At 70.1% G+C, this 23,386-nt stretch carries 31 protein-coding genes and 1 riboswitch; of the genes, 19 read left to right on the top strand and 12 right to left on the bottom strand.

Going from position 1 to position 23,386, the window contains the following annotated elements; genetic code table 11:
• Positions 1–2 precede the first annotated feature (2 nt).
• Entirely contained in the window at positions 3–491 is a 489-nt protein-coding gene (gene carD / locus FCG67_RS16725; protein WP_007528440.1) for an RNA polymerase-binding transcription factor CarD, read from the bottom strand.
• Between the two features lie 274 nt (positions 492–765).
• Between carD and FCG67_RS16730 the strand changes: the two genes are divergently transcribed.
• Together FCG67_RS16730 and radA are read left to right on the top strand one after the other, a co-directional pair.
• A complete protein-coding gene (locus FCG67_RS16730) occupies positions 766–1,377 on the top strand; it encodes a copper chaperone PCu(A)C domain-containing protein (protein WP_136910849.1) in 612 nt (203 codons plus the stop codon).
• Positions 1,378–1,531: 154 nt separating this feature from the next.
• A complete protein-coding gene (gene radA / locus FCG67_RS16735; protein WP_097212993.1) occupies positions 1,532–2,914 on the top strand; it encodes a DNA repair protein RadA in 1,383 nt (460 codons plus the stop codon).
• 6 nt (positions 2,915–2,920) lie between these two features.
• Here radA and FCG67_RS16740 read toward each other — a convergent pair whose 3' ends face one another.
• On the bottom strand, positions 2,921–3,481 hold the full coding sequence (locus tag FCG67_RS16740) for a PaaI family thioesterase (RefSeq protein WP_077042956.1): 561 nt from the start codon (positions 3,479–3,481) through the stop codon (positions 2,921–2,923).
• A 188-nt stretch (positions 3,482–3,669) separates the two neighbouring features.
• Between FCG67_RS16740 and disA the strand changes: the two genes are divergently transcribed.
• Complete coding sequence (disA, locus tag FCG67_RS16745) at positions 3,670–4,755, top strand: DNA integrity scanning diadenylate cyclase DisA (protein WP_077042957.1); 1,086 nt, start codon at positions 3,670–3,672, stop codon at positions 4,753–4,755.
• A gap of 64 nt (positions 4,756–4,819) precedes the next feature.
• Here the strand turns inward: disA and FCG67_RS16750 are convergent, their stop codons facing one another.
• Both FCG67_RS16750 and FCG67_RS16755 read right to left on the bottom strand, forming a co-directional pair.
• Positions 4,820–5,560, bottom strand: a complete 741-nt coding sequence (locus FCG67_RS16750) for a hypothetical protein (protein WP_136910850.1) — start codon at positions 5,558–5,560, stop codon at positions 4,820–4,822.
• A gap of 57 nt (positions 5,561–5,617) precedes the next feature.
• On the bottom strand, positions 5,618–6,244 hold the full coding sequence (locus tag FCG67_RS16755) for a carbonic anhydrase (RefSeq protein WP_136910851.1): 627 nt from the start codon (positions 6,242–6,244) through the stop codon (positions 5,618–5,620).
• An 80-nt stretch (positions 6,245–6,324) separates the two neighbouring features.
• Here FCG67_RS16755 and FCG67_RS16760 point away from each other — a divergent pair, with 80 nt between their 5' ends.
• Positions 6,325–7,194, top strand: coding sequence for an HhH-GPD family protein (locus tag FCG67_RS16760; protein ID WP_136910852.1), 870 nt, complete (start codon positions 6,325–6,327; stop codon positions 7,192–7,194).
• Between the two features lie 20 nt (positions 7,195–7,214).
• Here FCG67_RS16760 and FCG67_RS16765 read toward each other — a convergent pair whose 3' ends face one another.
• The 3 genes from FCG67_RS16765 to FCG67_RS16775 form a co-directional block, all read right to left on the bottom strand.
• The gene (locus FCG67_RS16765; RefSeq protein ID WP_136910853.1) at positions 7,215–7,583 is read right to left on the bottom strand and encodes an Imm51 family immunity protein; all 369 of its coding nucleotides are present in this window, start codon (positions 7,581–7,583) and stop codon (positions 7,215–7,217) included.
• 68 nt (positions 7,584–7,651) lie between these two features.
• Positions 7,652–8,416, bottom strand: a complete 765-nt coding sequence (locus FCG67_RS16770; protein WP_136910854.1) for an alpha/beta fold hydrolase — start codon at positions 8,414–8,416, stop codon at positions 7,652–7,654.
• Between the two features lie 50 nt (positions 8,417–8,466).
• Complete coding sequence (locus tag FCG67_RS16775; protein WP_136910855.1) at positions 8,467–9,939, bottom strand: MFS transporter; 1,473 nt, start codon at positions 9,937–9,939, stop codon at positions 8,467–8,469.
• A 101-nt stretch (positions 9,940–10,040) separates the two neighbouring features.
• On the opposite strand from FCG67_RS16775, the gene FCG67_RS16780 reads away from it, so the two are divergent.
• From FCG67_RS16780 to FCG67_RS16790, 3 genes are read left to right on the top strand one after another with little or no spacing between them, the layout of a single operon-like run.
• Entirely contained in the window at positions 10,041–10,433 is a 393-nt protein-coding gene (locus FCG67_RS16780) for a MarR family winged helix-turn-helix transcriptional regulator (RefSeq protein ID WP_136910856.1), read from the top strand.
• A gap of 25 nt (positions 10,434–10,458) precedes the next feature.
• Complete coding sequence (gene mhuD / locus FCG67_RS16785; protein WP_136910857.1) at positions 10,459–10,776, top strand: mycobilin-forming heme oxygenase MhuD; 318 nt, start codon at positions 10,459–10,461, stop codon at positions 10,774–10,776.
• Positions 10,777–10,826: 50 nt separating this feature from the next.
• The gene (locus FCG67_RS16790) at positions 10,827–11,909 is read left to right on the top strand and encodes an alpha/beta hydrolase (protein WP_136910858.1); all 1,083 of its coding nucleotides are present in this window, start codon (positions 10,827–10,829) and stop codon (positions 11,907–11,909) included.
• Here FCG67_RS16790 and FCG67_RS16795 read toward each other — a convergent pair.
• Positions 11,871–12,977, bottom strand: a complete 1,107-nt coding sequence (locus tag FCG67_RS16795; RefSeq protein ID WP_136910859.1) for a glycosyltransferase — start codon at positions 12,975–12,977, stop codon at positions 11,871–11,873. The two genes, FCG67_RS16790 and FCG67_RS16795, sit on opposite strands and share 39 nt — an antisense overlap.
• A gap of 130 nt (positions 12,978–13,107) precedes the next feature.
• A riboswitch (cobalamin riboswitch) is annotated at positions 13,108–13,224 on the top strand.
• Positions 13,225–13,250: 26 nt separating this feature from the next.
• Here FCG67_RS16795 and FCG67_RS16800 point away from each other — a divergent pair.
• The 3 genes from FCG67_RS16800 (at position 13,251) to FCG67_RS16810 (ending at position 14,857) form a co-directional block, all read left to right on the top strand.
• Entirely contained in the window at positions 13,251–13,445 is a 195-nt protein-coding gene (locus FCG67_RS16800) for a CbtB domain-containing protein (protein WP_027500515.1), read from the top strand.
• Entirely contained in the window at positions 13,436–14,245 is an 810-nt protein-coding gene (locus FCG67_RS16805) for a CbtA family protein (RefSeq protein ID WP_136910860.1), read from the top strand. Before FCG67_RS16800 ends, FCG67_RS16805 begins: the two co-directional genes overlap by 10 nt.
• 159 nt (positions 14,246–14,404) lie before the next feature.
• The gene (locus FCG67_RS16810) at positions 14,405–14,857 is read left to right on the top strand and encodes a hypothetical protein (RefSeq protein WP_136910861.1); all 453 of its coding nucleotides are present in this window, start codon (positions 14,405–14,407) and stop codon (positions 14,855–14,857) included.
• Here FCG67_RS16810 and FCG67_RS16815 read toward each other — a convergent pair.
• The 3 genes from FCG67_RS16815 to FCG67_RS16825 form a co-directional block, all read right to left on the bottom strand.
• A complete protein-coding gene (locus tag FCG67_RS16815; protein ID WP_425467853.1) occupies positions 14,854–15,537 on the bottom strand; it encodes a DsbA family oxidoreductase in 684 nt (227 codons plus the stop codon). The two genes, FCG67_RS16810 and FCG67_RS16815, sit on opposite strands and share 4 nt — an antisense overlap.
• A gap of 96 nt (positions 15,538–15,633) precedes the next feature.
• Positions 15,634–16,071: an OsmC family peroxiredoxin gene (locus FCG67_RS16820; RefSeq protein WP_077042970.1), complete on the bottom strand. Its 438-nt coding sequence runs from the start codon at positions 16,069–16,071 to the stop codon at positions 15,634–15,636.
• Positions 16,072–16,165: 94 nt separating this feature from the next.
• Positions 16,166–17,755 carry an MFS transporter gene (locus tag FCG67_RS16825; protein ID WP_136910863.1) on the bottom strand — a complete coding sequence of 530 codons (1,590 nt, stop codon included), beginning with the start codon at positions 17,753–17,755 and terminating at the stop codon, positions 16,166–16,168.
• A gap of 205 nt (positions 17,756–17,960) precedes the next feature.
• Between FCG67_RS16825 and FCG67_RS16830 the strand changes: the two genes are divergently transcribed.
• The 5 genes from FCG67_RS16830 to FCG67_RS16850 are packed head-to-tail and all read left to right on the top strand — an operon-like array spanning position 17,961 to position 19,928.
• Entirely contained in the window at positions 17,961–18,155 is a 195-nt protein-coding gene (locus FCG67_RS16830) for a CbtB domain-containing protein (RefSeq protein ID WP_097212933.1), read from the top strand.
• 51 nt (positions 18,156–18,206) lie between these two features.
• Positions 18,207–18,632 carry an SH3-like domain-containing protein gene (locus tag FCG67_RS25625; protein ID WP_136910864.1) on the top strand — a complete coding sequence of 142 codons (426 nt, stop codon included), beginning with the start codon at positions 18,207–18,209 and terminating at the stop codon, positions 18,630–18,632.
• The gene (locus FCG67_RS25630) at positions 18,629–18,925 is read left to right on the top strand and encodes an SH3-like domain-containing protein (RefSeq protein ID WP_136910865.1); all 297 of its coding nucleotides are present in this window, start codon (positions 18,629–18,631) and stop codon (positions 18,923–18,925) included. Before FCG67_RS25625 ends, FCG67_RS25630 begins: the two co-directional genes overlap by 4 nt.
• Positions 18,922–19,602 (top strand): thiocyanate hydrolase subunit gamma, encoded by a 681-nt coding sequence (gene scnC, locus FCG67_RS16845; RefSeq protein WP_077042974.1) that lies wholly within the window; start codon positions 18,922–18,924, stop codon positions 19,600–19,602. Before FCG67_RS25630 ends, scnC begins: the two co-directional genes overlap by 4 nt.
• Positions 19,599–19,928, top strand: a complete 330-nt coding sequence (locus FCG67_RS16850) for a nitrile hydratase subunit beta (protein ID WP_136910866.1) — start codon at positions 19,599–19,601, stop codon at positions 19,926–19,928. Before scnC ends, FCG67_RS16850 begins: the two co-directional genes overlap by 4 nt.
• A 25-nt stretch (positions 19,929–19,953) precedes the next feature.
• Here the strand turns inward: FCG67_RS16850 and FCG67_RS16855 are convergent, their stop codons facing one another.
• Positions 19,954–20,388: a PaaI family thioesterase gene (locus FCG67_RS16855; RefSeq protein WP_136910867.1), complete on the bottom strand. Its 435-nt coding sequence runs from the start codon at positions 20,386–20,388 to the stop codon at positions 19,954–19,956.
• A 60-nt stretch (positions 20,389–20,448) separates the two neighbouring features.
• Between FCG67_RS16855 and FCG67_RS16860 the strand changes: the two genes are divergently transcribed.
• The 4 genes from FCG67_RS16860 (at position 20,449) to FCG67_RS16875 (ending at position 23,365) form a co-directional block, all read left to right on the top strand.
• Positions 20,449–21,063, top strand: coding sequence for a TetR/AcrR family transcriptional regulator (locus FCG67_RS16860; RefSeq protein ID WP_136910868.1), 615 nt, complete (start codon positions 20,449–20,451; stop codon positions 21,061–21,063).
• A complete protein-coding gene (locus FCG67_RS16865) occupies positions 21,050–21,772 on the top strand; it encodes an HD domain-containing protein (RefSeq protein ID WP_246045117.1) in 723 nt (240 codons plus the stop codon). Before FCG67_RS16860 ends, FCG67_RS16865 begins: the two co-directional genes overlap by 14 nt.
• A gap of 27 nt (positions 21,773–21,799) precedes the next feature.
• Positions 21,800–22,432, top strand: coding sequence for a nucleoside/nucleotide kinase family protein (locus tag FCG67_RS16870; RefSeq protein WP_136910869.1), 633 nt, complete (start codon positions 21,800–21,802; stop codon positions 22,430–22,432).
• Between the two features lie 96 nt (positions 22,433–22,528).
• Positions 22,529–23,365, top strand: a complete 837-nt coding sequence (locus FCG67_RS16875; protein WP_136910870.1) for a CPBP family intramembrane glutamic endopeptidase — start codon at positions 22,529–22,531, stop codon at positions 23,363–23,365.
• Positions 23,366–23,386: the final 21 nt, after the last annotated feature.

The following is a 23,386-nucleotide window of genomic DNA, read 5'->3' on the forward strand; positions in this document are numbered from 1 at the left end:
TGTCAGGACGCTGCTGCGAGAACCTCGTCGAGGATGATCTCGGCCTTGGCGTCGTCGGTGCCCTCGGCGAGCGCGAGCTCACCGACGAGGATCTGACGTGCCTTGGCGAGCATCCGCTTCTCGCCCGCGGACAGACCGCGGTCCTGCTCACGACGCCACAGGTCGCGGACGACCTCGGCAACCTTGTTCACATCGCCGGAAGCGAGCTTCTCGAGGTTGGCCTTGTACCGGCGCGACCAGTTGGTCGGCTCCTCGGTGTGCGGCGCGCGCAGCACCTGGAAGACCTTGTCCAGGCCTTCCTGCCCGACAACATCACGGACGCCGACGTACTCGGCGTTATCCGCGGGGACCCGGACGGTCAGGTCGCCCTGAGCGACCTTGAGAACGAGATATTCCTTTTGTTCACCCTTGATGGTGCGAGTTTCGATTGCCTCGATCAGCGCCGCTCCGTGGTGGGGGTATACGACGGTGTCTCCGACCTTAAAAATCATCTGTCCCGTGCCCCTTTCGATCTTCACAGTTTAACACGGGGTCCGGCGGCACAGCTTCCAACGGCCCTGGTCAGGGGCACAGACGGGTGACCGAAGGGGTTGACAGCCGGACCTGAACGTGCATCCAGCAGGGCCCAAACCGACCATCTGGCCTCAGGTTTCGGCGCCGCGAAGCCCGCCGCGAAGCCCCGAAGGACGACCCCGGGACCCGGTCCGCAGACCTGACTACTACTCTGCCTAGTGGAGTACGACCCGACGCCGTGGAGGACAACCCGTGACAGCCCTGAATGCGCCGACTCGACGAGTCGCGACCGCCGTTGCCCTGGCCGCAGCCGCGGCGATCTCGCTGTCCGCCTGCAGCGCGGGCCAGATCACCCAGACCGCAACCCAGGTCGCGGCCGTGAACGGCAACTACGCCAACCAGGGTGATATCTCCCTGCGCAACGTGCACATCCTGTACCCCGACAGCGAGGAGTACAGCCTCGAGCCCGGCGGAAAGGCCGCTCTCGCGTTCACCGCGGTGAACAACAACGAGGAGAAGGCCGACCGCCTGACCAAGATCACCACCGATGCGGCCGACTCGGTCACCATCGCGGGCGAGGTCGGCGGCCGGATCATCAAGCCGCAGACATCCCTCGGCGCCGGCACCCGCGCCGCGACCGTCCTCGACGACCCCGAGGACCCCACCCAGCTGATCCTGGTGGTGCTCAACGACATCAACGAGGGCGTCTACCCCGGCCTGACGGTCCCGATCACCTTCAGCTTCGAGCGCGCGGGCGACATCGTCGTCTCGGTGCCGGTCGATGCGGGGCCGAAGACCGAGCGCCACGAGTCGGACAAGTCCGGCAACGCAGATGCCGAGCCCCTCGGCAGCGGCGGACACTAGTCCCAACGGTTCAACGAGAACGGCCCCGACGCTCAGCGTCGGGGCCGTTCTCGTCGTTGCGGCGCAGCGTATTTCGGCCCGAACGACACACCCTGCCGCGCCACGGCCATGCCGCTCCTGCCGCACTGTCGGACCCCACCCCTAGGCTGCGGTGGTGGCCAAACCCAAATCGAGCTTTCGCTGCTCGTCCTGTCAGCACTCGATGGCCAAATGGGTCGGCCGCTGCCCCGACTGCGGGTCGTGGGGCTCGATCGAGGAGGTGGCCGTTCTCGCCGCCGTCGCGAGCAGGCCGGGCGCCACCGCCGCCCGCGGGGTGTCCATGGTGCCGACCTCCCCGGCGACCCCGATCTCTCAGATCAACGGCACCTCAACCAGGGCCAAGCCCACGGGCGTGTCCGAGCTCGACCGGGTGCTCGGCGGCGGCCTGGTCCCCGGTTCGGTGGTGCTGCTCGCGGGCGAGCCGGGCGTCGGCAAGTCCACCCTGCTCCTCGAGGTCGTGCACCGGTGGGCGCAGCGCGACCCGCAGGACCGCGCCCTCTACGTCACCGGCGAGGAGTCGGCCGGGCAGGTCCGGCTCCGGGCCGACCGGACCAACTCCGTGCACGAGCGGGTCTTCCTGGCCGCCGAGTCCGACCTGGCCACCGTGTTCGGGCACGTCGAACAGGTCCGCCCGACGCTCCTGATCGTGGACTCGGTGCAGACGATGCTCGCCGCCGACGTCGAGGGCGTGGTCGGCGGCGTCACCCAGGTCCGCGCCATCACCAGCGCGCTCACCTCCCTGGCGAAGTCCAGCGGCATCCCGGTGCTGCTGATCGGCCACGTCACCAAGGACGGTGCGGTGGCCGGGCCGCGCGCACTGGAGCACCTGGTGGACGTGGTGCTGCACTTCGAGGGCGACAAGCACTCCACCCTGCGCATGGTGCGGGGCGTCAAGAACCGCTTCGGCGCGGCCGACGAGGTGGGCTGTTTCGAGCTACGCGAGGACGGTATCGAATGCGTCAGCGACCCGTCCGGGCTCTTCCTGCACCACCGCGACGACACCGTCCCCGGCACCGCCGTCACCGTCACCATGGACGGCAAGCGCCCGCTGCTCGGCGAGGTGCAGGCACTCGTCGCGACGTCACACAACCCCTCGCCCCGGCGCGCGGTCAGCGGCATGGACTCGGCGCGGGTGTCGATGGTGCTGGCCGTGCTCGAACGGCGCTGCGGGGTCAAGGTCTCCGACAAGGAGGTGTACGCGGCGACGGTCGGCGGAATGCGGCTGACCGAACCGTCCGCGGACCTGGCCCTTGCCGTCGCGGTGGCGTCCGCGTTCAAGGACGCGGCGCTGCCGCCGGGGGTGGTGGTGCTCGGCGAGGTCGGGCTGGCGGGCGAGGTGCGCCGGGTCACGGGCGTGGACCGGCGGCTCGCCGAGGCGAAGCGGCTCGGCTTCACCCACGCGGTTGTGCCCCGCGACTCCGGGACACCGCCGCCGGGGATGCGGGCCACCGAGGTCACCAATCTCGGTGAGGCCCTGCGGGTGCTGCCCCGGGGCTGAGCGGTCCTACAGCGAGGAGGACGTGCCGAACGGGGAGGTGGCGTCGCCGTCCACGAAGTCCTGCATCGGCGCGAAGTGCTCGGGCTTGATGGTCAGGAACAGCCCGCGGGAGGTGGCGACGATGTCGTCACCCGCGGTCGGTCCCTCGACGATCCGGGCCTCGGCGGTGGTGTAGACCTTGCGCCGGACCATGCCGTCGATCCGGGCGCGGAACTCGAGCACCGATCCGAGCGGGATCGGCTTCGCGAAATCGATCTCCAGGTGACCGGTGACCACGGGGCCGCCGAGCACCATGCAGGCCATGCCCTGGACCTCGTCGAAGGCGACGGACAGGATGCCGCCGTGGATCACCCCTGGTCCGCCCTGGTATCGGTTCGCCACGGTCAGCCGGCCGGACACCTCGAGGCCCTCACCCGCGGTGAAGGTCATCGCCATCCCGGCGGGCTGGTCGTCGCCGCAGCCGAAGCACTTGGACCAGTGCTGCGGGAGGGCCCCGCCCGGTGCAGGGAAGAAGTCGGGGCGGATCGGCAACACGAGATCATCGGGCAAGGTCCAGGTACTACTCACAGCTAACAAAGTATCGGTCCGCCGATCGCGGTCCCGATGCGCCCCTGGCCGGTCCCGCACCGGCGCGTCCGGCCCCGGGGAGGCCGCAGCCTCTCCCCCGCTGGGTAACCTGGACGCGAAGCGACGGCGGATCGACCGACTCCGCCCGGCGATGAGGCGCCGCGCACCGCGAGCGAGGGGGGACGGCAATGGACGACGCCACGCCGTCTGCCACCGTCCGCGAGACGATCGCTCGGCTGGCGCCCGGGACCGAGCTCCGCGACGGCCTGGAACGGATCATGCGCGGCCGTACCGGCGCCCTGATCGTGCTCGGTTACGACGCCGAGATCGAGGAACTCTGCGACGGCGGCTTCGAGCTGGACGTGGAGTTCGCGCCGACCCGGCTGCGGGAACTCTCCAAGATGGACGGGGCCGTGGTGTTGTCCACCGACGGCACCCGCATTGTGCGGGCCAACGTGCAGTTGGTACCCGACTACAAGATCCCGACCGTGGAATCCGGCACCCGGCACCGCGCGGCGGAGCGGACCGCGATCCAGACCGGCTACCCGGTGGTCTCGGTGAGCCAGTCGATGAGCATCGTCAGCGTGTACGTCGGCGGCATCCGGCACGTGCTCGAGGGCTCGCCGACCATCCTGTCGAGGGCGAACCAGGCCGTCGCGACGCTCGAGCGGTACAAATCCAGGCTCAACCAGGTCACCAACCAGCTCTCCGTCGTGGAGATCGAGGATTTCGTGACCCTGCGCGACGCCCTCACCGTCGTGCAGCGCCTCGAGATGGTGCGCCGGGTGTCGGTGGAGATCGAGCGCGACGTGCTGGAGCTCGGCACCGACGGCAGGCAGCTCGCCCTGCAGCTGGAGGAGCTGGTTGGCGACAACGACATCGCCCGCCAGCTGGTCGCCCGCGACTATCTGGCCGGCCAGGGCCAGGCCCCGACCGAGGCCGTCGAGCGAACCCTCCAGGCGCTCGACAAGCTCACCGACGCGGACCTGCTCGACCTGACCACGCTGGCCCGCGCCTACGGGTACCCGGCGACGATCGAGGCGCTCGAGGCGCCTATGAGCCCGCGCGGCTACCGGGTGCTGACCCGGGTGCCGCGCCTGCAGTTCCACCAGATCCACCGGCTGGTCGGATCGTTCGGGACCCTGCAGGGCCTGCTCGCCGCGACCGCGGCCGACCTGCAGTCGGTTGAGGGCATCGGCGGGCTGTGGGCCCGGCACATCAGGGAGGGTCTGTCCCGCCTCGCCGAGACGTCGATCTCCGGCCCGTTCGACTGACCGCGAACCGTGCGGGATCCGTACCCCGACCGGGGACAGATCACGCACGGGCCGCGGAGCGGCGTCAGCTGATGTTGAACGGCTCCGGGGTGCTGCGCAGCGCGCCGAGCTGACCGACGACCGTGTAGGCGCCTGCACCGACCGGGTTGCGCTGGGCGGTGCAGCCGGGCTCGGACGTGGCGCCCGACCACTTGACCGTGAACGCGGCCTGCTCGCCGGGCTTGAGGGAGCGGATGTCCGGCGCCGTGTTGGGGAAGCAGTCCGTGTTCGACCAGATCCTCTGCTGCCCGTCCAGGCTGTAGACCAGCACCTGCTGCATGCCCGCACCGAGATCGCGCTCGCAGGTCGCGGAGCCGATGTTGGTGACCACGATGCCGAACTGCGGCTCCTGGCCCGCCGGATAGTTCGGCTGGTTCGAGCTGGCCTTGATGGCGAGCGACTGGTCGGGGCACTGGCCCGCGGGGACCGTGGCCGACGAGGACGCCGCCGCCTCACCCGAGACGGACCCGGACACCGCGGTGTCCCCGCCCGAACCGCCGGACCCCGAACCGGAGGCGGACGCCTCACCGGATCCGGAACCGGACCCGCCCGCGTCGCCCGCGGAACTGGGCGCCGCCTGGCCGGAGGAGGTGCTGCTCTGCGAGCTGCTGGCGGCCGCGGCCTCGGCCTCTGGGTCGTCGCCGCCGCCACCGAGCGACGTCACGATCCAGACAAAGAGGATGAGCGCGACCACACCCGCCCCGATTGCGAGTGCGCGTCGTCGCCAGTAGATCTCGGGGGGCAGCGGCCCGTTTGGTTCCAACACAGAACCCACGTTAGGTCCCCGGGCCCGGGCGGACCTCCACCAGCCCCGGCGTGTCGCTCAGTCGACAACCTCTCCGACGTCGCCGACGGAGGCCTGCAGCTGCACGCGGCCGTCGGAGAGCTTGTATGTGACGCCGACGATGGCGCAGGATCCCCGCTCCACCCGGTCCGCGATGATCCGGGACCGCTGCATCAACAGGCTGCCGGTCTCGACGACGTGCCGGGCCTCGAGCTCGTCGATCTCCTTCAGGCCCTCGTTGCGGCCCATCAGGATCGACGGCGCGACCCGCTCGACGACATCGCGGATGAATCCGTTCGGGATCGCCCCCTTGTCGAGCGCGTCGAGGGTCGCCTTGACCGCGCCGCAGCTGTCGTGGCCGAGGACCACGATCAGCGGCACGTTGAGGATCTCCACCGCGTACTCGATGGACCCGAGCACGGAGCTGTCGATGACGTGGCCGGCCGTGCGCACCACGAACATGTCGCCGAGGCCTTGGTCGAAGATGATCTCCGCGGCGACGCGCGAGTCACCACAGCCGAACAGCACCGCGGTGGGGTGCTGTCCGTCGACGAGTTTCGCCCGGTCGGCGATGCCCTGGCTGGGGTGCAGCGAGGCGTCGTTCACGAAGCGGTCGTTACCCTGCTTCAGTGCCTTCCAGGCCGAGATGGGGTTCGAGTTGGGCATGTCAGTCATTGTGCACCCGGCGCTTTCTGCGTTTCGTTCGCCACCTGGCAAAACCGTGAAATGGGAGGTGTGAAGTTCAAGTGAACACCTCCGCACTGATCGCATGGTACGAGCGTCAGGCCCGTGACCTGCCCTGGAGACGCGAGGGCGTCACCGCGTGGCAGATCCTGATGAGCGAGATCATGCTGCAGCAGACGCCGGTGGTCCGCGTCGCGCCGATCTGGGAGCAATGGGTGCAGCGCTGGCCGGTGCCCTCGTTGATGGCCGCGTCGAGCCAGGGCGAGGTGCTGCGCGCCTGGGGCAAGCTCGGCTACCCGCGCCGGGCCCTGCGGCTGCACGAATGCGCGCGGGTGCTGGCCGCCGAACACGGCGACGCCGTCCCCGCCGACGTGGACGTCCTGCTCGGTCTGCCGGGAATCGGCGCGTACACCGCCCGCGCGGTGGCCTGCTTCGCCTACGGGCAGCGGGTCCCGGTGGTGGACACCAACGTCCGGCGCGTGGTGGCCCGCGCCGTGCACGGCGCCGCCGAGCCCGGCAATCCGTCCACCACCCGCGACCTCGCCGACGTCGACGCGCTGCTCCCGCGGACCAGGGCGAGGGCCGCGGTGTTCTCGGCCGCGCTGATGGAGTTGGGCGCGACCGTGTGCACCGCGCGCAACGCCGACTGCGACCGCTGCCCGCTGACCGACTGCGCGTGGGTCAGCGCGGGTCGCCCGGCCCACACCGGGCCCGCGCGCAAGGTGCAGAAGTTCGCGGGCACCGATCGTCAGGTCCGCGGCCGCTTGCTGGACGTGCTGCGGCAGACCCATGCGCCGGTCGAACGGGCGCGGCTCGACCAGGCGTGGCTGACGGACCCCGCGCAGCGGGACCGGGCGCTGGACTCGCTTCTCATGGACGGACTGGTCGAACAGACCGAGGACGGGTTGTTCGCGCTCGCAGGGGAAGCCTGACGGCAGTCGCGGGGCCCGGTCTAGTCGTCGTCGACGCCGAGTTCGACAGCGCGGGTCAGCGCGGCGTCGAGCGCGTCCGCGTCCAGCACCAGGGTGTGCAGGGTCCTCGCCGCGACGAGCAGTGCATCGAGATCGTTCCCGTAGACGCTCACCATGCCTGCCTCCGGATCGAAACCGACCGCGCCCAGGGTGGCGGGGGCCCGGTCGGTGAGCACCGCGCGAAGGGCACCGGCGAACTCGTACCCGGAGCCTTCGATGCCGTGCCCCTCCAACGCGGACCGGTGCTGGTGATACTCCGGGCCGCCGGGCGAGTAGATGATGCTGGAACTGTTGTCGCCGGACACGAGGAGAATCGGACCGAGGGCGTCGAAATCGCTTGGCGTTGCCATGCCGAGACCGTACCCAAGCGGTGCGACAGTGCGCGGTGGCCTCTGGTCGCGGACGCCAGGGGCCTCGATCACCGACCGGACGTGCGAGCGGGCAACTCCTCGAGGAACGCCTCCACCGCCGCGCGGTACTCGACCGGCCGGTCGTCGTGCACCAGGTGACCGGCACCCGCGACCAACTCGTAGCGCGTCGCCGATTCCCTTGCGGTGTCGGCCATTGCGCGCATCTGACCGGCCGGGGTGATGGTGAACTCGCCCTCCAGCAGCAGGGCGGGTGCCCGGACCGCGGACCACTGCGCCCAGAAGTCGCGGGTCCCCCACTCCTCGGAGATGTCCCGCCACACCGGCACCTCGCCGTGCAGATGGAAACCGTCGGACCGTTCCTCGAATGAATCCATGAAGTACTGCGCCGCTACGGGTCCGAAGAAGTCGATCATGTGCTCCCGGTCGCGGAACGGCTGCGGCCAGGACCCGATCATCTCGGCCCAGTCGCGCGCGGTGCGCCCCTGGAAGTCGGGCGCCATGTCCTCGACGACGAGCGCGCTGACACGGTCGGGGTGCGCGGCGGCGAAGCACCAGGCGTGCAACCCGCCCATCGAATGTCCGATGACCACCATCGGCTCGGTGATCGGCGTCAGTGCGGCCGTGAGGTCCTCGACGAACGCCTCGGTGGTCAGTTCGGCGGGGGCGGGCCTGCCGTGCCCTGCCGCGTCGAAGGTGTAGACGTGCCCGTACTCACGCAGCCACGGCACGTGCCTGCGCCAGGTCCTGGCGCTGCCCATCAGTCCGTGGAGCAACAGAATCGGCCGACCGGTCCCACCCTCGTCATGCAGCACGGCACCGAGGTTAACCCGGTGCCGTGCTGCCTCGCGGTGGGTGTGCCCGGTCAGGCCTGGCTCGCCTCCGGCACGGCCGAGTAGCGGCGTCCGCGGATCAGCGGCCAGACGGTGATCGCCAGCCCGAGCAGCGCCACACCGGTGACCAGGATCAGGCCGGGGCGGAACTGCTCGAAGCTCGCGGTGCCCGCCCCGGTGTGCGAACCGGCGGTGACGAGCGCGGTGGTCAGCGCCAGCACCAGCGCCGCGCCGACCTGCATCGAGGTCTGGACCAGACCCGAGGCCAGGCCCTGCTCGGAGTCGTCGACGCCCGAGGTGGCCTGGGCCATGATCGAGGTGAAGCCGAACGTGAATCCGAAGCCGAGCAGGATCACGCTGGGCAGGATGGCGACCGCGTAGTTCGGCTGGTCGCTGCCGACGAACAGGAACCACAGGTAGCCCGCGCTCAGCGAGCCGAGCGCGGCGATGATCATCCGCGGCGTGCCGAACCGGTCGACGAGACGTCCCACGAACGGCGAGCCGAACGCGACGATCAGTCCGGCAGGGAGCAGCGCCATCGCCATCTTCAGCGGCGACCAGCCGAGCCCGGACTGCAGGAAGATCGTCACCATGAACTGGAAGCTCAGGTAGGAACCGAACAACGCGATGATGCTCAGGTTGGCCCGCACGATCGCGCCCACCTTGAGGATGCTCAACCGGACGAGCGGATGCGCAATTCGCCTCTCCACCAAGACGAACGAGGCCAGCAGGACCGCCGCGAGCGCGAAGAGTCCGAGCGTGAGCGGATCAGCCCAGCCCCGTGCGGGTGCGGAGACAACGGTGTAGACGGCGAGCATCATGCCTGCGACCAGGGTGACCGCGCCCACCAGATCGTGCCCGCCGGTGTCGGCAGGCCGGTCCCGCGGGATGAGGACGACAGCGGCGACGAGGGTTGCGACGGCGAACGGCACCGGCATCAGGAACGTCCACCGCCAGCCGGCGCTGGTGAGCAGCCCGCCGAGGATCAGCCCCGACGAGTAGCCGCTGGCACCGAACACGGAGAAGATCGACAGCGCCCGGTTGCGGGCAGGCCCCTCCTTGAATGTGGTGGTCAGGATCGACATCGCGGTCGGCGCGGTGAAGGCCGCGGCGAGACCCTTCACGAAGCGGGTCACGATGAGCAGGGTGCCGTTGTCGACGAGCCCGCCGACCAGCGAGGCGACGGCGAAGACCGCCAGCGCCACCAGGAAGACGTTGCGCCTGCCGAGCAGGTCGGCGGTGCGCCCACCGAGCAGCAGCAGGCCGCCGAAGCCGAGCACATAGCCGTTGATGATCCATTGCAGCGAGGTGGTGTCGAGGCCGAGTTCGGTGCCGATCGAGGGCAGCGCGACGCCCACCATCGAGACGTCGAGCCCATCGAGGAACATCACGACGCACAGCACCGCGAGGATCCCCCAGAGGCGGGCCGTCCATGCCTGCCCTGCGGCAGGAGCGGTCGAACCCGGCGAGGCGGTGAGGTTCGGAGTGGTTTCGGTGATAGTCACGTCGAGGACTGTATGTGCATGTGCAATCAATGCGCAAGCACTAATTTCGTTAACATTTAATTCGCTTGCATCAATCGGCGGAGGGGAACTAGGATGCGGCCATGACGTCAGAAGCGGAGCTCCGCGACACCTGGCGAGCGCTGCTCGACCGGTACAACGGGATCGCGTGCGACCTCGATCGCCAGATGCAGAACGCGCACGGCCTGAGCATGAGCGACTTCGAGACCCTCGACCGCCTGATGAGCGTCACCTGCAAGCACCCGCGGATGCAGGAGCTCGCCGCGGACATGTACCTGAGCCCGAGCGCCCTCTCCCGGAGCGTCGCGCGGCTGGAGAAGGCAGGACTGGTCGCACGGTCGCTGTGCGAATCGGATCGTCGCGGGGTTTTCGTCGACGTCACCGACGCCGGCCGCGCGGTCCACGCCGACGCGGGCAAGATCCAATTGGCCGTCCTGACCGAGCATCTCGCCGAACCCGACACCACCGGCACCTGACCGCGAGCGGAGTACGCTCGCCCGCATGGCAGTCGTGAAGATCAATGCAATCGAGGTTCCCGAGGGCGCAGGCCCCGAGCTGGAGAAGCGCTTCGCGAACCGCGCGCACGCGGTCGAGAACTCCCCCGGCTTCCTCGGCTTCCAGTTGCTGCGCCCCGTCAAGGGCGACGAGCGCTATTTCGTCGTGACGCAGTGGGAATCCGAGGAGGCCTTCAAGGCGTGGGCCGACGGCCCGGCCCGGGCCGCCCACTCCGGTGAGCGCGCCAAGCCGGTGGCAACCGGGGCGTCGCTCCTCGAGTTCGAGGTCGTGCTCGACGTGGCCGCCGCGACGAAGGACGCCTGAGCCCCGAACCGGGGCAAAACGCCCCTGGTCGAGCGGGTACGTTCGCACGTATGACCCGGGCGCTCGAAGCCGCGAGGCGGCACACGCTGCAGATCCTCCTGCGGATGCCCGCGGGCGTCCTCCGCCGCGTGGCGGGGCGGCCGGTGGAGATCGAAGGCAACGTCCTCGACCCCGAGATGCAGCTCATCCTCGCGTTGCAGAAGGTCGAGGGCAGGCCGTTCGAGGAGCGTCCGATCCCTGAAGGTCGGCGCGTGCTGCTGTCCAGTTCCAGGGTCGTCGGCGGCAACCTGCCGATCGGCGCGGTCACCGACCGCGACATCGACGGCCCGGCAGGCCCGCTCCGACTGCGGATCTACACCCCTCGCGGCCTGACCACCACCTCGCCCGCGCTGTTCTTCATCCATGGTGGCGGCTGGGTCTACTGCGACCTCGACAGCCACGACGCGGTGTGCCGTTTCCTCGCCGAGCGGGCCGGGGTGCGGGTCGTCGCCGTCGACTATCGACTGGCTCCCGAGTCGCCCTTCCCCGCCGCGGTGCACGACGTCGAGGCGGCGTACTCGTTCGTGACCGCCAACGCGGCCGGCCTCGGCATCGACCCGGACCGGATCGCGGTCGGTGGTGACAGCGCGGGCGGAAACCTCGCCGCCGTACTGGCCCAGCGCGCCGCGCACGGGGAACTCGGGGTGCCGCCTGCGTTCCAGTTGCTGATCTATCCCGCAGTGGATTTCGCCGTCAAACGGCCCAGCCGGGCGACCTTCTCGACGAATTTCTTCCTGACCAAACGGTTCATGGACGTGGCCGACGAGAGCTACGTCCCGGTTGGGGCGGACCGGACCGATCCGCTGCTGTCACCGATCTACGGCGACCTCACCGGCCTGCCGCCCGCCTACCTCGTGACCGCGGGGTTCGATCCGCTGCGCGACGAGGGCGAGGCCTACGCCGAGAAGCTCCGCGACGCGGGGGTCGAGGTGCAATACGTCCTCGAGCCCGGGCTGATCCACTCCTTCGCGAACATGGTGGACGTCGGCCGCTCGGGCCCTGAGGCGATGGGCCGGGCCGCGGCCGCATTGCGGCGGGCGCTGTCCACCCCGCCGTCAGTTCCCCGCGAGCACCGAGAGCATCCCGTCGACTGACGCCGACCAGCTGAACTGCTCAGCCCGCAGCCGGGCGGATTCCCGGCGCGCGACCGCCGGGATGGCCAGCACCCCGGTGACCGCGTCCGCCAGCGCGACGCCCCGCCCGTGCGCAAGCGCCCCGCACTCCGGGGTGATGATCTCGGACAGGGCGGACGATCGCGCCGCGACCACCGGCGTCCCCGCGGCCAGCGACTCCAGGGCCGACAGGCAGAACGTCTCGTGCGGGCCGGGCGCCAGGGTGATGTCGGCGGAGGCGAACAGCGTCGCCAGCCGCGCTGCGTCGCCGATGAACCCGGTGAAGTGCACAGGCAGCTTCCGCGCCCTGTGCCGCAAGGCTTCTCGCTTCGGCCCGTCGCCCGCGATCACCAGCCGGATGTCCTGCCCCTGCCCGACGAGGGACCGGACCGCGTCGATGCTGCGATCGACCTGCTTCTCCACCGACAGCCGTCCGCAGTGCAGCAGCAGCCGTTGCGATGGCCGGGCGTAGTGCTCGCGCACGCCCTCGTCCCGCCGATCAGGATGGAACAGCGCCAGGTCGACGCCAAGCGGAACGCGGAACAGGTTTCCCGCGCCGATCCGGACGAACTCCTCGGACGCGAACGCGGTGGTGCAGACCACCGCATCGAAGTTGCGCACCATCCGCGCGTTGGCGACGTCCGCCCACGAACGCGCCGTGCGCGGCGGCAGCACCTGCCCGAGCAGCCGGTCGAGTCGCTCATGGGACACCACCACGCTCCGCACGTCCCGCCGCCGCGCCCACTGCCCGAAGCCGCGCAGCGTCAGCCGGTCCGACACCTCGAGGGCGGCGGGGCGCAGACCCCGCACCACGTCCGCCACCCGGCGCGGGTTGACGGCGCGATAGCCACCGGTGGCCGGGATCGGCACCGCCGCAAGGGTGATCCGGAGGACCCCGCTCGGCATCACCTCCTCGGCATCGCGCCTGCCAGGAACCACCAGGATCACCTCGTGCCCGCGTCCGCAGTAGCCGGCGCCCCAGTTGTGCAGCGCGGTGCGCAGCCCGCCCGATCGGGGACCGTAGAAGTTGGCCAGCTGGACTATTCGCACCGACCCATCGATCCCTGTCGGCATGGCGATCCCGCCAACAGTCGCGGACCGCCCGATGAAGTACGCGCGAACGTCTCGCCGGTCGACTGGACGCGGTGCGATTGACACCACCGGCGGGTGAATGCGAGAGTGCGCTGGTAATAGCGATGGTTGACGGGAATCCGGTGAGAGTCCGGAGCGGTCGCGCCACTGTGATCGAGGCACACCCTCGACAGCCAGATACCGGGGCCATCGCATGGGCTTTTTAAGGGACGCGGAATCCCAGGAGGAACCATGGCACTCGTACACAATCCCAGCACGGCGACCGATTCTGTCGGCATCGCGATGATCATCGCGGGCGTGGTCCTGCTCGCGATGCTGACCCTCTACCTGGTCGGCTTCGACCAGGGTGCGGTCTCGCGCACCGGCATGTACATGCACGAACTGATGCATGACGGTCGGCACCTGCTGGGCCTGCCGTGCCACTGACCGGAACCTTCAAGAACCTCCTCATCCGCGGCCTGCTGGCCGGCCTCGTCGCCGGACTGCTCGCCGGTGCCGTCGCGTTCGTGATCGGCGAACCGCACATCGACGCGGCCATCGCGATCGAGGAGGCCGCGGCGGCGCCCGTCGAGCCGCACGGGCACGGCGCGGCAGCGACCGAGGCTGTGACCGACGAGCCCGCGGGGCACTCGCACGGCGACTCCGAGGAACCACTGGTCAGCAGGGACGGGCAGCGGTTCGGCCTGTTCCTCGCGACCAGCCTCGCCGGTCTCGCGCTCGGCGCCCTGTTCGCCGCGGTCGCGTACTACGCGCGGCGGGTCAGCGGCCTGTCCGGACCGATCCTCGCCCTGACCCTTGCCGGTCTCGGCTGGCTTGCGGTCGAGGCGGTGCCGTTCTTCAAGTATCCGGCGAACCCGCCCGCGGTCGGGGACCCGGAGACCATCAACAACCGGACGTGGCTGTGGCTCGCCGCGGTGGCGCTCGGCCTCGCCGCGGTGTCGATCGCCGCCTACGTGGCAAAGGTGGTGGCGGCCAACCAGTTCCTGACCGTCCGGATCGCCGCCCCGCTGCTCGCCTTCCTGGCGGTCGCCGGAATCGGCTACCTGGTGCTCCCGGACATCAACGAGGTCGGCCCCGACTTCCCCGCCAGCCTGCTGTGGGACTTCCGGGTGTCCTCGCTGACGATCCAGGCCACGTTGTGGCTGGCGCTCGGCCTCGGGTTCGCGTTCCTCACAGAGCGCGCCGCGAAGGCGAGCTCCCGGTCGGAGGCGCTGACCGCCCGCTGACGGTCACCACGCGAGCGAAGCGGTGGAGCCCGGTGCATTGCACCGGGCTCCACCGCTTCTTCCGTTGTCCCACACGGTCAACCGATACCGTGGGGTGAGCCCGGATTCACGCCACAGGGTGATGCCCGCTGCCGCTGCAGGGCGGCACGCTCGGAAACCATGACCACCACCGAGATCCGCACCCGCCCGCCACACCAGGTCGAGCTCTCCTTCACCCTGCTCTCCGTCGCACTGCTCGCGGGCATCGTCGAGGCGATCCTCCAGGCCGCTCGCGCGCTGGAAGAGGGCGGCGCGAGTCCGTCCGCGATTGCCGTCCAGGGCGCGATCCGGCTGGCGATCTACGGCGCGGTGTACGCGCTCGCCGTCGCGATGCGGCGCGGCTCGAACCCCGCCCGGCTGACCCTGCTGGTCGGCCTCGGGACGGTGGGAATCGGGTCGCTGGTCATCGAGCCTGCGGCCTGGCTGTTGTCAGCGAACGGATTCGACGTCGCGGACCTCACGGTCGCATCGACCCTCATCGGCCTGGCACGCACCGTCCACCTGATAGCCGTGGTCGTCGGGCTCGGCCTGCTGCTGGGCGCGGGCGCCCGAAGGTACTTCGCGCGCCGCTAGACGGCGCAGGAGTCATCGGCGCAGCTGCCTACGTCATCGCCGAGCACGGCGATCGCCCCGGACTGCGCGTAGGCCTGCTCGAGCAGTTGGATGAACACCTCGACGGGCTGCGCGCCGGAGATGCCGATCGCCCGGTTGGCGGCGAAGAACGGCACCCCGGTGACACCGAGCAGGCGCGCCTCCTCGATGTCCCCGCGCACCTGCTCCGCCGCGGCGTCGGTCTCGAGCGCTGCGCGGATCGCGGTCGCGTCGAGCCCGCTCTCGGCGGCGATCGCGACGAGTTCATCGCGGTCGTCCACCACCCGGCCGTCGGTGAAGTGGGCGCGGAACAGCGCCTCCATCACGTCCTCGCCCCGGTCCCCCGCGAGGTGGACCAGCCGGTGGGCGTCGAAGGTGTTCGCGGCGATCACGGTGTCGAAGTCCATCGTGAGGCCGTCGGCCGCGGCAGTGGACGCGACGTGGGCGAACATCTGCCTGATCTGATCGGCGGGCAGGCCCTTGTGCCTGGCCAGCGCCTCGAGCTCGCTGGCCCCGGCACCGACCGGCGTCTCGGGGGCGAGCTGGTAGGAACGCCACACCACTCGGACTCGGTCACGGTGTTCGAACTTTTCCAGCGCGGCCGCGAAGCGGCGCTTACCGATGTAGCACCAGGGGCAGGCGATGTCCGACCAGACCTCCATCACCACGGCGGGCTCGGTGGCGGATTCGGGCCGGCTGTTCGTTTCGAGGCTCACAGATGGTTGAAACATCCACCATCGCGATTCTGTTCCGGTCCCCTAGGTGACCAGCGCCGCATCGAGGGTGATCGGGACCCCGGTCAGGGCCTTACTCACCGGGCAGGTCTGCTTGGCGGCCTGCGCCGCCGCGGCGAATCCGTCGGCGTCGAGTCCGTCGACCTCGCCTCGGACGGTGAGCGCGATCCCGGTCAGCTTGAATCCGGGGTCGTCGGGACCAAGCGTCACGTCCGCGGTGACCTCAAGGCTCTGCGGGGTGCCGCCCGCCTCGGCGATCAACGCGGAGAGCTGCATGGCGTAGCAGGACGTGTGCGCCGCGGCGATCAACTCCTCCGGGCTCGTGGTCCCGTCGGCGTCGTCGGCGGCACGCTTGGGGAACGAGACCTCGAAGGTGCCCGCACCGGAACTGCTGAGTTCGACCTGACCGGACCCGTCCTGCAGGGTGCCGTTCCAGGCCGTGCGGGCGGTGCGTGTCGGCATGAGTGTTCCTTCCGTCGGGCGAGCGTGCGGTCAGGACCAGTGTTACCCCCGTTCGCGCCCCGAACCACCCGAATCCGGCACCCGATCCCCGGCGCTACACGCCGCTCGACTGCTCCGCGGCGGTGTCCACCTCGTGGTAGTGCGCCAACAGGGTTCGTTCCTCCTCGCGCTTCGGGAACGCGAAGAAGACCAGGACGGCGCCGACCAGCACGATGAGGATCGCGGCGGCGTACGCCTTGGTGTCGCCGTCGAGGAAGGCCGAACGGGCCGCGGTCATGATCGGCTCCGCGTACTGCGGATACCGCTCCGCGATGTTCGCGGCGCCCGCGAAGGACTTCTCCAGCGTGGACTCCACCTCCGAGCTCACCTGGCTCGCCTCCGGGGTCGCGTTGATCGCCGCGGTGAACGAAGCCGTGTAGCCCGCCGTCAGCAGCGCGCCGAGCACGGACTGGACGATGGCGCCGCCGAGGTCGCGCTGCAGATCCGCCGTGCCCGAGGCCATCCCGGCCCGGGACACCGGCACCGAGCCGGTCAGCGACCGGGAGGCAGGCGTACCCGCGAGCCCCACCCCGATGCCGAGGAAGATGTAGCCGAGCGCGATCTTCCAGTACTGCGCGTCCTCCTTCCACAGCAGCAACGCCACCACCAGGCCCGCCAGGATTGCCGTGTACCCGAGCAGCAGGGTGAACCGGGCACCGTGGGATTCGACCAGCTTCGCCGACTGCGGCGCGACCAGCACCATCACTGCGGCTGCGGGCAGCCCCGCCGATCCCGCGGCGAGCGTGGAGTACCCCAACACGTTCTGCATGAACTGCTGGCCGATGTACATCGTGCCCATCAGGGTTCCGAACACGACGATGCCCGCCACCGCGGCCACCCAGAAGATCCGTCGACTCGCGATCTGCAGGTCGAACAGGGGCGCGGGCGCGCGCAGCTGCCGGAACACGAAGACCACGCCTGCCGCCAACGCGATGATCAGCAGCCCCACCGCGGTCGCGCCCATCCCGTCGACCGGCGCGAAGTTGATGCCGAGGACAAGCGCGGCAACGAGGACGACGGACACCATGCCGCCGAGGTGATCGACGGGATCGGTCGACTCGTTGACGTGGCTTGGCACGAAGGTGATCGCCAGGGCGAGCGCGATCAACGCCAGGGGCAGCGTGATGAAGAAGACCGATCCCCACTCGAACCACTGCAGCAACGCCCCCGATGCGAGCGGCCCCAACGCCGAGATGCCGCCACCGATCGCCGACCACAGCGCGATCGCCTTGGTCCTCGCTGCGCCGGACCACAGCGCCGTGATCAGTGCCAGCGTGGTCGGAAAGGCCAGGCCCGCGCTGATGCCGCCGAACAGCCGGGCCAGGAACAGCACCTCGACGTTCGGCGCGAAGGCGGCGACCAGGCTGGCCGGTATCGACAACACCATGCCCAGCACCAGCATCGTCTTGCGGCCGTACCGGTCGCCGAGGGCGCCGAGGTACAGCACCGACGCCGCCAGACCGACCGAGTAGCCGACCGCGATCAGGTTCAGCTGGGTCTGGCTGGCGTCGAACGCCTTTCCGATGTCCGGGAGCGCGACGTTCGCGACCGCGAGGTTCAGGTTCGCCACGGCGGCGACGATGATGAGCGAGAGCAGGACGAGGCGGGCCCGCGAGGGCCGGTCTCCGGAGGTAGTGATCGCCACCCGCCAAGTTCACACCAAACCCGGGCCCGCCGCCGCATCGGCGCGCCCACGTGGCCCTTCGGGACTCCGCGGAAAAGCCGGGATCGGCGCGGAGCCGCGGTGTAGCCTCAGAATGCGGTGAACGTGATGGGGATCACTCCCCCGCGCCGCGGGCACACGCCGAGCTTCAGCTGGATCACGGGACGTCCCGTCACCAGGAGGAACCATGGCCCTAGTCCATTCACCAAGCGGGACAGCGGAGTCGCTGCGCGCGATCACCCTCGTCGTCGGCGTGATCCTGCTCGCGCTGCTCACCCTCTACCTGGTCGGATTCGACCAGGGGGCGATCTCACGCACCGGCATGTACATGCACGAACTGATGCACGACGGCCGTCACCTGCTCGGCTTGCCCTGCCACTAGCCGAAGCAGCGAGCACGATCGGCCAGAGGCTCACGAACGACGGAGACCTCGATGAGTTCACCGGACAGTTTCGACGCACTGCAGACTCGGGTCGCGGATATCGCACCGGTCTATCGCGATCCGCTCGACTCGCCCTACGAGATCTCCAATGAGATGTTCGCGGCGTTGCGGCACGTCCTCCACGATGTCGGCGGCCAACCCGACCTCCCGATCGACTACAAGGAGAAGGTCGAAGAACCCTGGGAGATGAGCACGTACGTCACCTGCGAATGCCTGGGCTGGCGCGGCGTGTGGAACTCCGAGGAGCGGCGCCGGGCGGAGAACGACCTCGGCGCGACGCTCTACTTCGGACTCCCCTACTACGCCCGTTGGGCCACCGTCGCCGCGAAGACCCTCATCAACAAGGGCCTGATCACCCCCGACGAACTGTCGGCCAAGCTGGACGAGGTGCGGGCACGTACGAAGGCGGCGTCATGACGAAGTTCCAGATCGGAGACCGCGTCACCGTAAGGGACGCGACATCGATGTTCCACACCAGGACCCAGGCGTACACCCGCGGCCGGACCGGGGTGGTGGTCGAGCACCGCCCGGAGTGGGTGATCCCCGAGGACGAGGCATGGGGACGCGAGGACGGCCGCAAGGAACCCTTCTACGTCGTGCGGTTCCGGCAGCGCGACCTGTGGCCGAAGTACACCGGATTTGACGCCGACACCCTCGAGACCGAGTGCTCGGAGCGGTGGCTGGAACCCGCCGAGGAGGAGCCGAAGTGAGCCAGACGCACGATCACCACGCACCGATCCAGGAGTCAGGAGAGATCAGCGAGTTCGAGATCCTGGAGACGGCCGTCCGGGAACTGGCGATCGAGAAGGGCCTGTTCTCTGCCGAGGACCACCGGCGCTTCTCGGAGTGGGCCGAGTCCGTCGGTCCCGCAGGCGGATCGCGGCTGGTGGCCAAGGCCTGGACGGACCCCGAGTTCAAGGCACGACTGCTCGCCGACGGCACCGAGACCTGCAAGGAGGTCGGCATCGACTGGCGGGACCCGACCGGGTCAGGGACCCCGAGCGACTACACGTACTTCTACGTCCTGGAAAACACCCCGACGGTGCACAACGTGATCGTCTGCACCCTGTGTTCCTGCTACCCGCGGCCGGTGCTCGGCATGTCGCCGGACTGGTACCGCACGCCGAATTACCGGAGGCGCCTGGTCCGCTGGCCGCGAGAGGTGCTCGCGGAGTTCGGGTTACACATGCCGCCCGAGGTCGAGGTGCGGGTGCACGACTCGAACCAGAAGTCGCGGTTCATGGTGATGCCGATGCGTCCAGAGGGCACCGAGGGGTGGACCGAGGAACAGCTCGCCGCCATCGTCACCCGCGACACCATGATCGGGGTCGCGCTGCCCCAGGTCGACTGGACCGCCTCCGAGCCCCCGTCCAAGGTCGGTGCGTGATGAGCGACGGATACCGAGTGCTGTTCGACACGCTCGAGCCCGGGTCCCGGCGCGAGTCGAGCCTGCCCGATCTGGACGGGAAGCCGGCGCCGTGGGAGTCGAGCATGCAGGCCACCTGCGAATGCCTGTCCTGGCGGGGGGCGCTGGACAACCTGGAGCGACGCGAGGCCGAGGACGAGCTCGGCGAGACCATCTACCTCGATTTCCCGGTCCGGGCGCGCTCGGCGGTGGTGACCGCGCACGCCCTGCTGGACCTGGGCATCATCGACCAGGAGGAACTGCGGTCGAAGATGGAGGCGGTGCGGGAGCGGTTCGAGCGCGAGTGATGCCACCGGCGAGCATCGCCGCCGGTCAGCCGACCTGATAGGTCCCCATGCCCTTGGCCACCAGCGTGCCCCCGGCGGTGGTCACGATGTCCACGGAGCAACTGCTCAGCCGGCGGCCCTGCCGCACGCGCGTTCCGATGATGTCGACGTCCTCGGCGAACGCCGGCTCGAGGAACTGGATCGACATGGCGACGGTGACGCCCCGCAGCTTCTCGGGGACCCGCGGCCCGGCCCACGCCGCGGCCATGATCCCGATGTCGATACACCCGGCGAGCGCGCCGCCGTGGACCATCTCGCCGACGGTGACCAGGTTTTCGCGGAACGGCATGCGCAGGCGTGCGTGATCGTCGCCGATGTCGATGAGCTCGATACCGAGGTGTTGCACGAAGGGCGAATGCGGCAGGAACAGCCTCATCGCCTCGGAGCCCGTGGTGGGTGCCTGAATTGTTGCTTCGGACATGACCCTCACCCCTCAATCAGAGTTTGACTACGTTTTCGGAACTGTACTACGGTTTCTGCCATGAGCCTAGACCCGCCAGCCGACCGCAGGCGCCGCCGCACGCACACGGCTGTCCTCGATGCCGCGGATCTGCTGTTCACCCGGGACGGCTACCGCGCGACGAGCGTCGATGCCCTGGCGAACGAGGCAGACGTCGCGCTCAGCTCCATCTACGCGAACTTCCCCGGCGGCAAGTCCGACGTGTACGCCGCCCTCGCCTGCCGCACGGCGAGCGAGCACGCGGAGGGCATGCGCGAGGCGATGACCGGCGACACCGCCGAGGACCGACTCCTGGCAACCTTCGACGCGTACGTCGCGTTCCATCGCGCCCGACCGCTGGCCTTCCGGATCCTCGGCCTGACGGACGTCGACGACCGGGATTCCGAGGTCGTGGCGCAGGCCCGAACGCGCATCGACGCGACGCTGATCGGGATCACCCGCGACCTGGTGGCGGCGATCGGTTCGACCCTCCCCGGCACCGAGGAGATCGTGCTGCTGGCGTGGGCGACCGTCAACGGCGTGCTCAGCCTCGAGCTTCGCCGCACGATCTCCCGCGGCAGCGCGGATTCGCTCATCGAGATGGCCCGGGCGGACGGCGCCCGCAGATTGAAGGAGTCGGCACATGCTCAGAGGTGAACTGGGCCGGGCCGACCGGCTCCGGATCATGCTGCAGGCGGCCACCATCCAGACCCGCTCGCTGCCAAGCCAATTGGCGAGAGCGCCGAAGTCCGGCCCGGCGACCCCGGCGCTGATCGACCCGCCCGATTCCGCCCTGGCCGGGCAGGCCCTCGAGCACGCCCGCGAGGTGCTCAGCCCCGGCGTCCTCGCGCACAGCCTGCGATGCTGGCAGTGGGCCATGCGATTTCGCGCTGTGGACGGCCTCGAACCCGACCCCGAGGCACTGTTCGTCGCGTGCGTCCTGCACGACACGGCACTGGGCGCGCCCGCCGACGCGCACGTCGGCTGCTTCGCGCTGCTGGGGGCCGACGAGGCCAGGCGGTTCGTGGTCGCCCGCGGCGCCCCCGCCGCCTCGGCGGAGACGGTGGCCACCGCGATCGCGCGCCACATGGATCCGCGCACGCCGACCGGGCACGGCCCCGAGGCCGCCCTGCTGCACGACGCCGCCCACCTCGACGTCGCCGGGTATCGGGTTCGGGACCTGCCTCCGGACGTGCTGCGCTCCGTCATCGCGGCGCTCCCCCGCGACGGGCTGGGCGCGGAGTTCGGCGAGCTGGCCCGGCGCGAGAGCCGGGTCAGGCCACGATCGACTGTCGCCGTGCTGTGGCGGAGCGGGATGCGGATCCCCCTGCGCCTCAACCCCCTCGACCGGCTCGGAGATCACTGACCGCGACGACGGCATAGCGTGCTGTTCATGACCCCCGATGACGATCCGACAACCCCGGCGCCTGTCGGCGGTGCCACCCGGATCGTGGCGCTGGCGCGCGCCGCCCACCGGAGGAGGCCGCGGAGGCGGGGGCCGGTCCTGGTCGGCATCGATGGCCCCTCGGGCAGCGGGAAATCCGCCCTCGCCGAGCGGGTCTCCGCGGCACTGGACAACGCGCCGGTCGTCCGGATGGACGACCTGTACCCCGGCTGGGACGGCCTCGCCGCGGCCGTTCCCCGGCTGGTGCGGTGGGTCCTCTCCCCCGCAGGGCGCGGCCGGGTCCCGCGCTATCGGCGCTACGACTGGCATCGCGGCGGCTACGCGGAGTGGCGCGCGGTCCACCGCCACCGATACCTGATCGTCGAGGGCGCGGGCGCGACGACCGGGCGGGCTCGGGGCCACTACGCGGTACGGGTGTGGGTCGACGCCGACCAGGACGAGCGGATGCGGCGCGCCCTGCTGCGCGACGGCGACATGTTCCGGCCGCACTGGGACCGCTGGGCCCGGCAGGAGGCGGCGCTGTTCGGGCCGGACCGGACGCGGCGGGCCGCCCACGTCGTCGTCATCACGAGTGCCGGTGCGGCGCCGGGCCTGATGCCCCCGTCACTGGGCCCACGGTAGGAGACCGGGGGGACCAAGATCAGTTCCGGGGTGGATGCCCCCGGAGGGGTGCCCGCGCGAGGCTGGGCCGGTCGGTCTCCCGAAAGAAGGTCCCGCGTGTTCCCACGCCTTTCCGATCGCGCCGCGTCGATCGTCTACATCGCCCTCGTCCTGGCGGTCGCGCTCGGCACCGCGAACATCGCCGAGGGCCTGCTGCTCGCCTTCTCGCCGCTGCTGGTGGTGCTGGTCATGATGCTGGTCGTCACGCGGGAGGGTCACCGCCGCGCCGGGTGGCGCCCGCTCGGCATGACCCGACTGGGCCTGCGGTACTGGCCCTTCGCGCTGCTGGCCACCGCGGGGGTGTCGGCACTCGCGATCGTCGGCGTCGCGCTGGCAGGCGCCGGGAGCCTCACCGCTCGTTCGGGTGACTGGCTGCAGTCACTGCTCGTCCTCTGCATCACGGGGCCGATCCTCGCGTTCGCCGAGGAGATCGGCTGGCGGGGATACCTGCAGCCGCGCCTGGAGTTCCTCGGCGAGCGGCGAGCGATGCTCGTGGTGGGCGCGGTGTGGATCTGCTGGCACCTCCCCTACATCCTGCTGACGCCGTACTACCACGCCGAGGGGCAGCGCGCCCTCGTGCTGATCCTGTTCGGCGGCACGGTGGTCGCGTTTTCGTTCCTGTTCGGCTACCTGCGCATTCGCTCCGGCAGCGTGTGGCCCGCCGTCCTCGCGCATTTCGCGCACAACGCCTCGTTCGCGGTTCTCGCCACCTACGTGATCACCACCGACCATCCCGTCCTGGTGAACGAGTACTTGGCCGGCGACACCGGCCTGTTCGTGTTGGTCGGCACCGCGGCTTGCGCGATCGCGCTCGCGCGACGCGGTGCCACCGAGATGACCGCATTTCGGGGGCGCCCGACACCGCACCCCGATGTTCGCCCGGCCGACGGCTGATGGTCACCCGGCCGCCCTAGG

The organism is Rhodococcus oryzae (assembly GCF_005049235.1).
Taxonomy (GTDB): Bacteria; Actinomycetota; Actinomycetes; order Mycobacteriales; family Mycobacteriaceae; genus Rhodococcus_G; species Rhodococcus_G oryzae.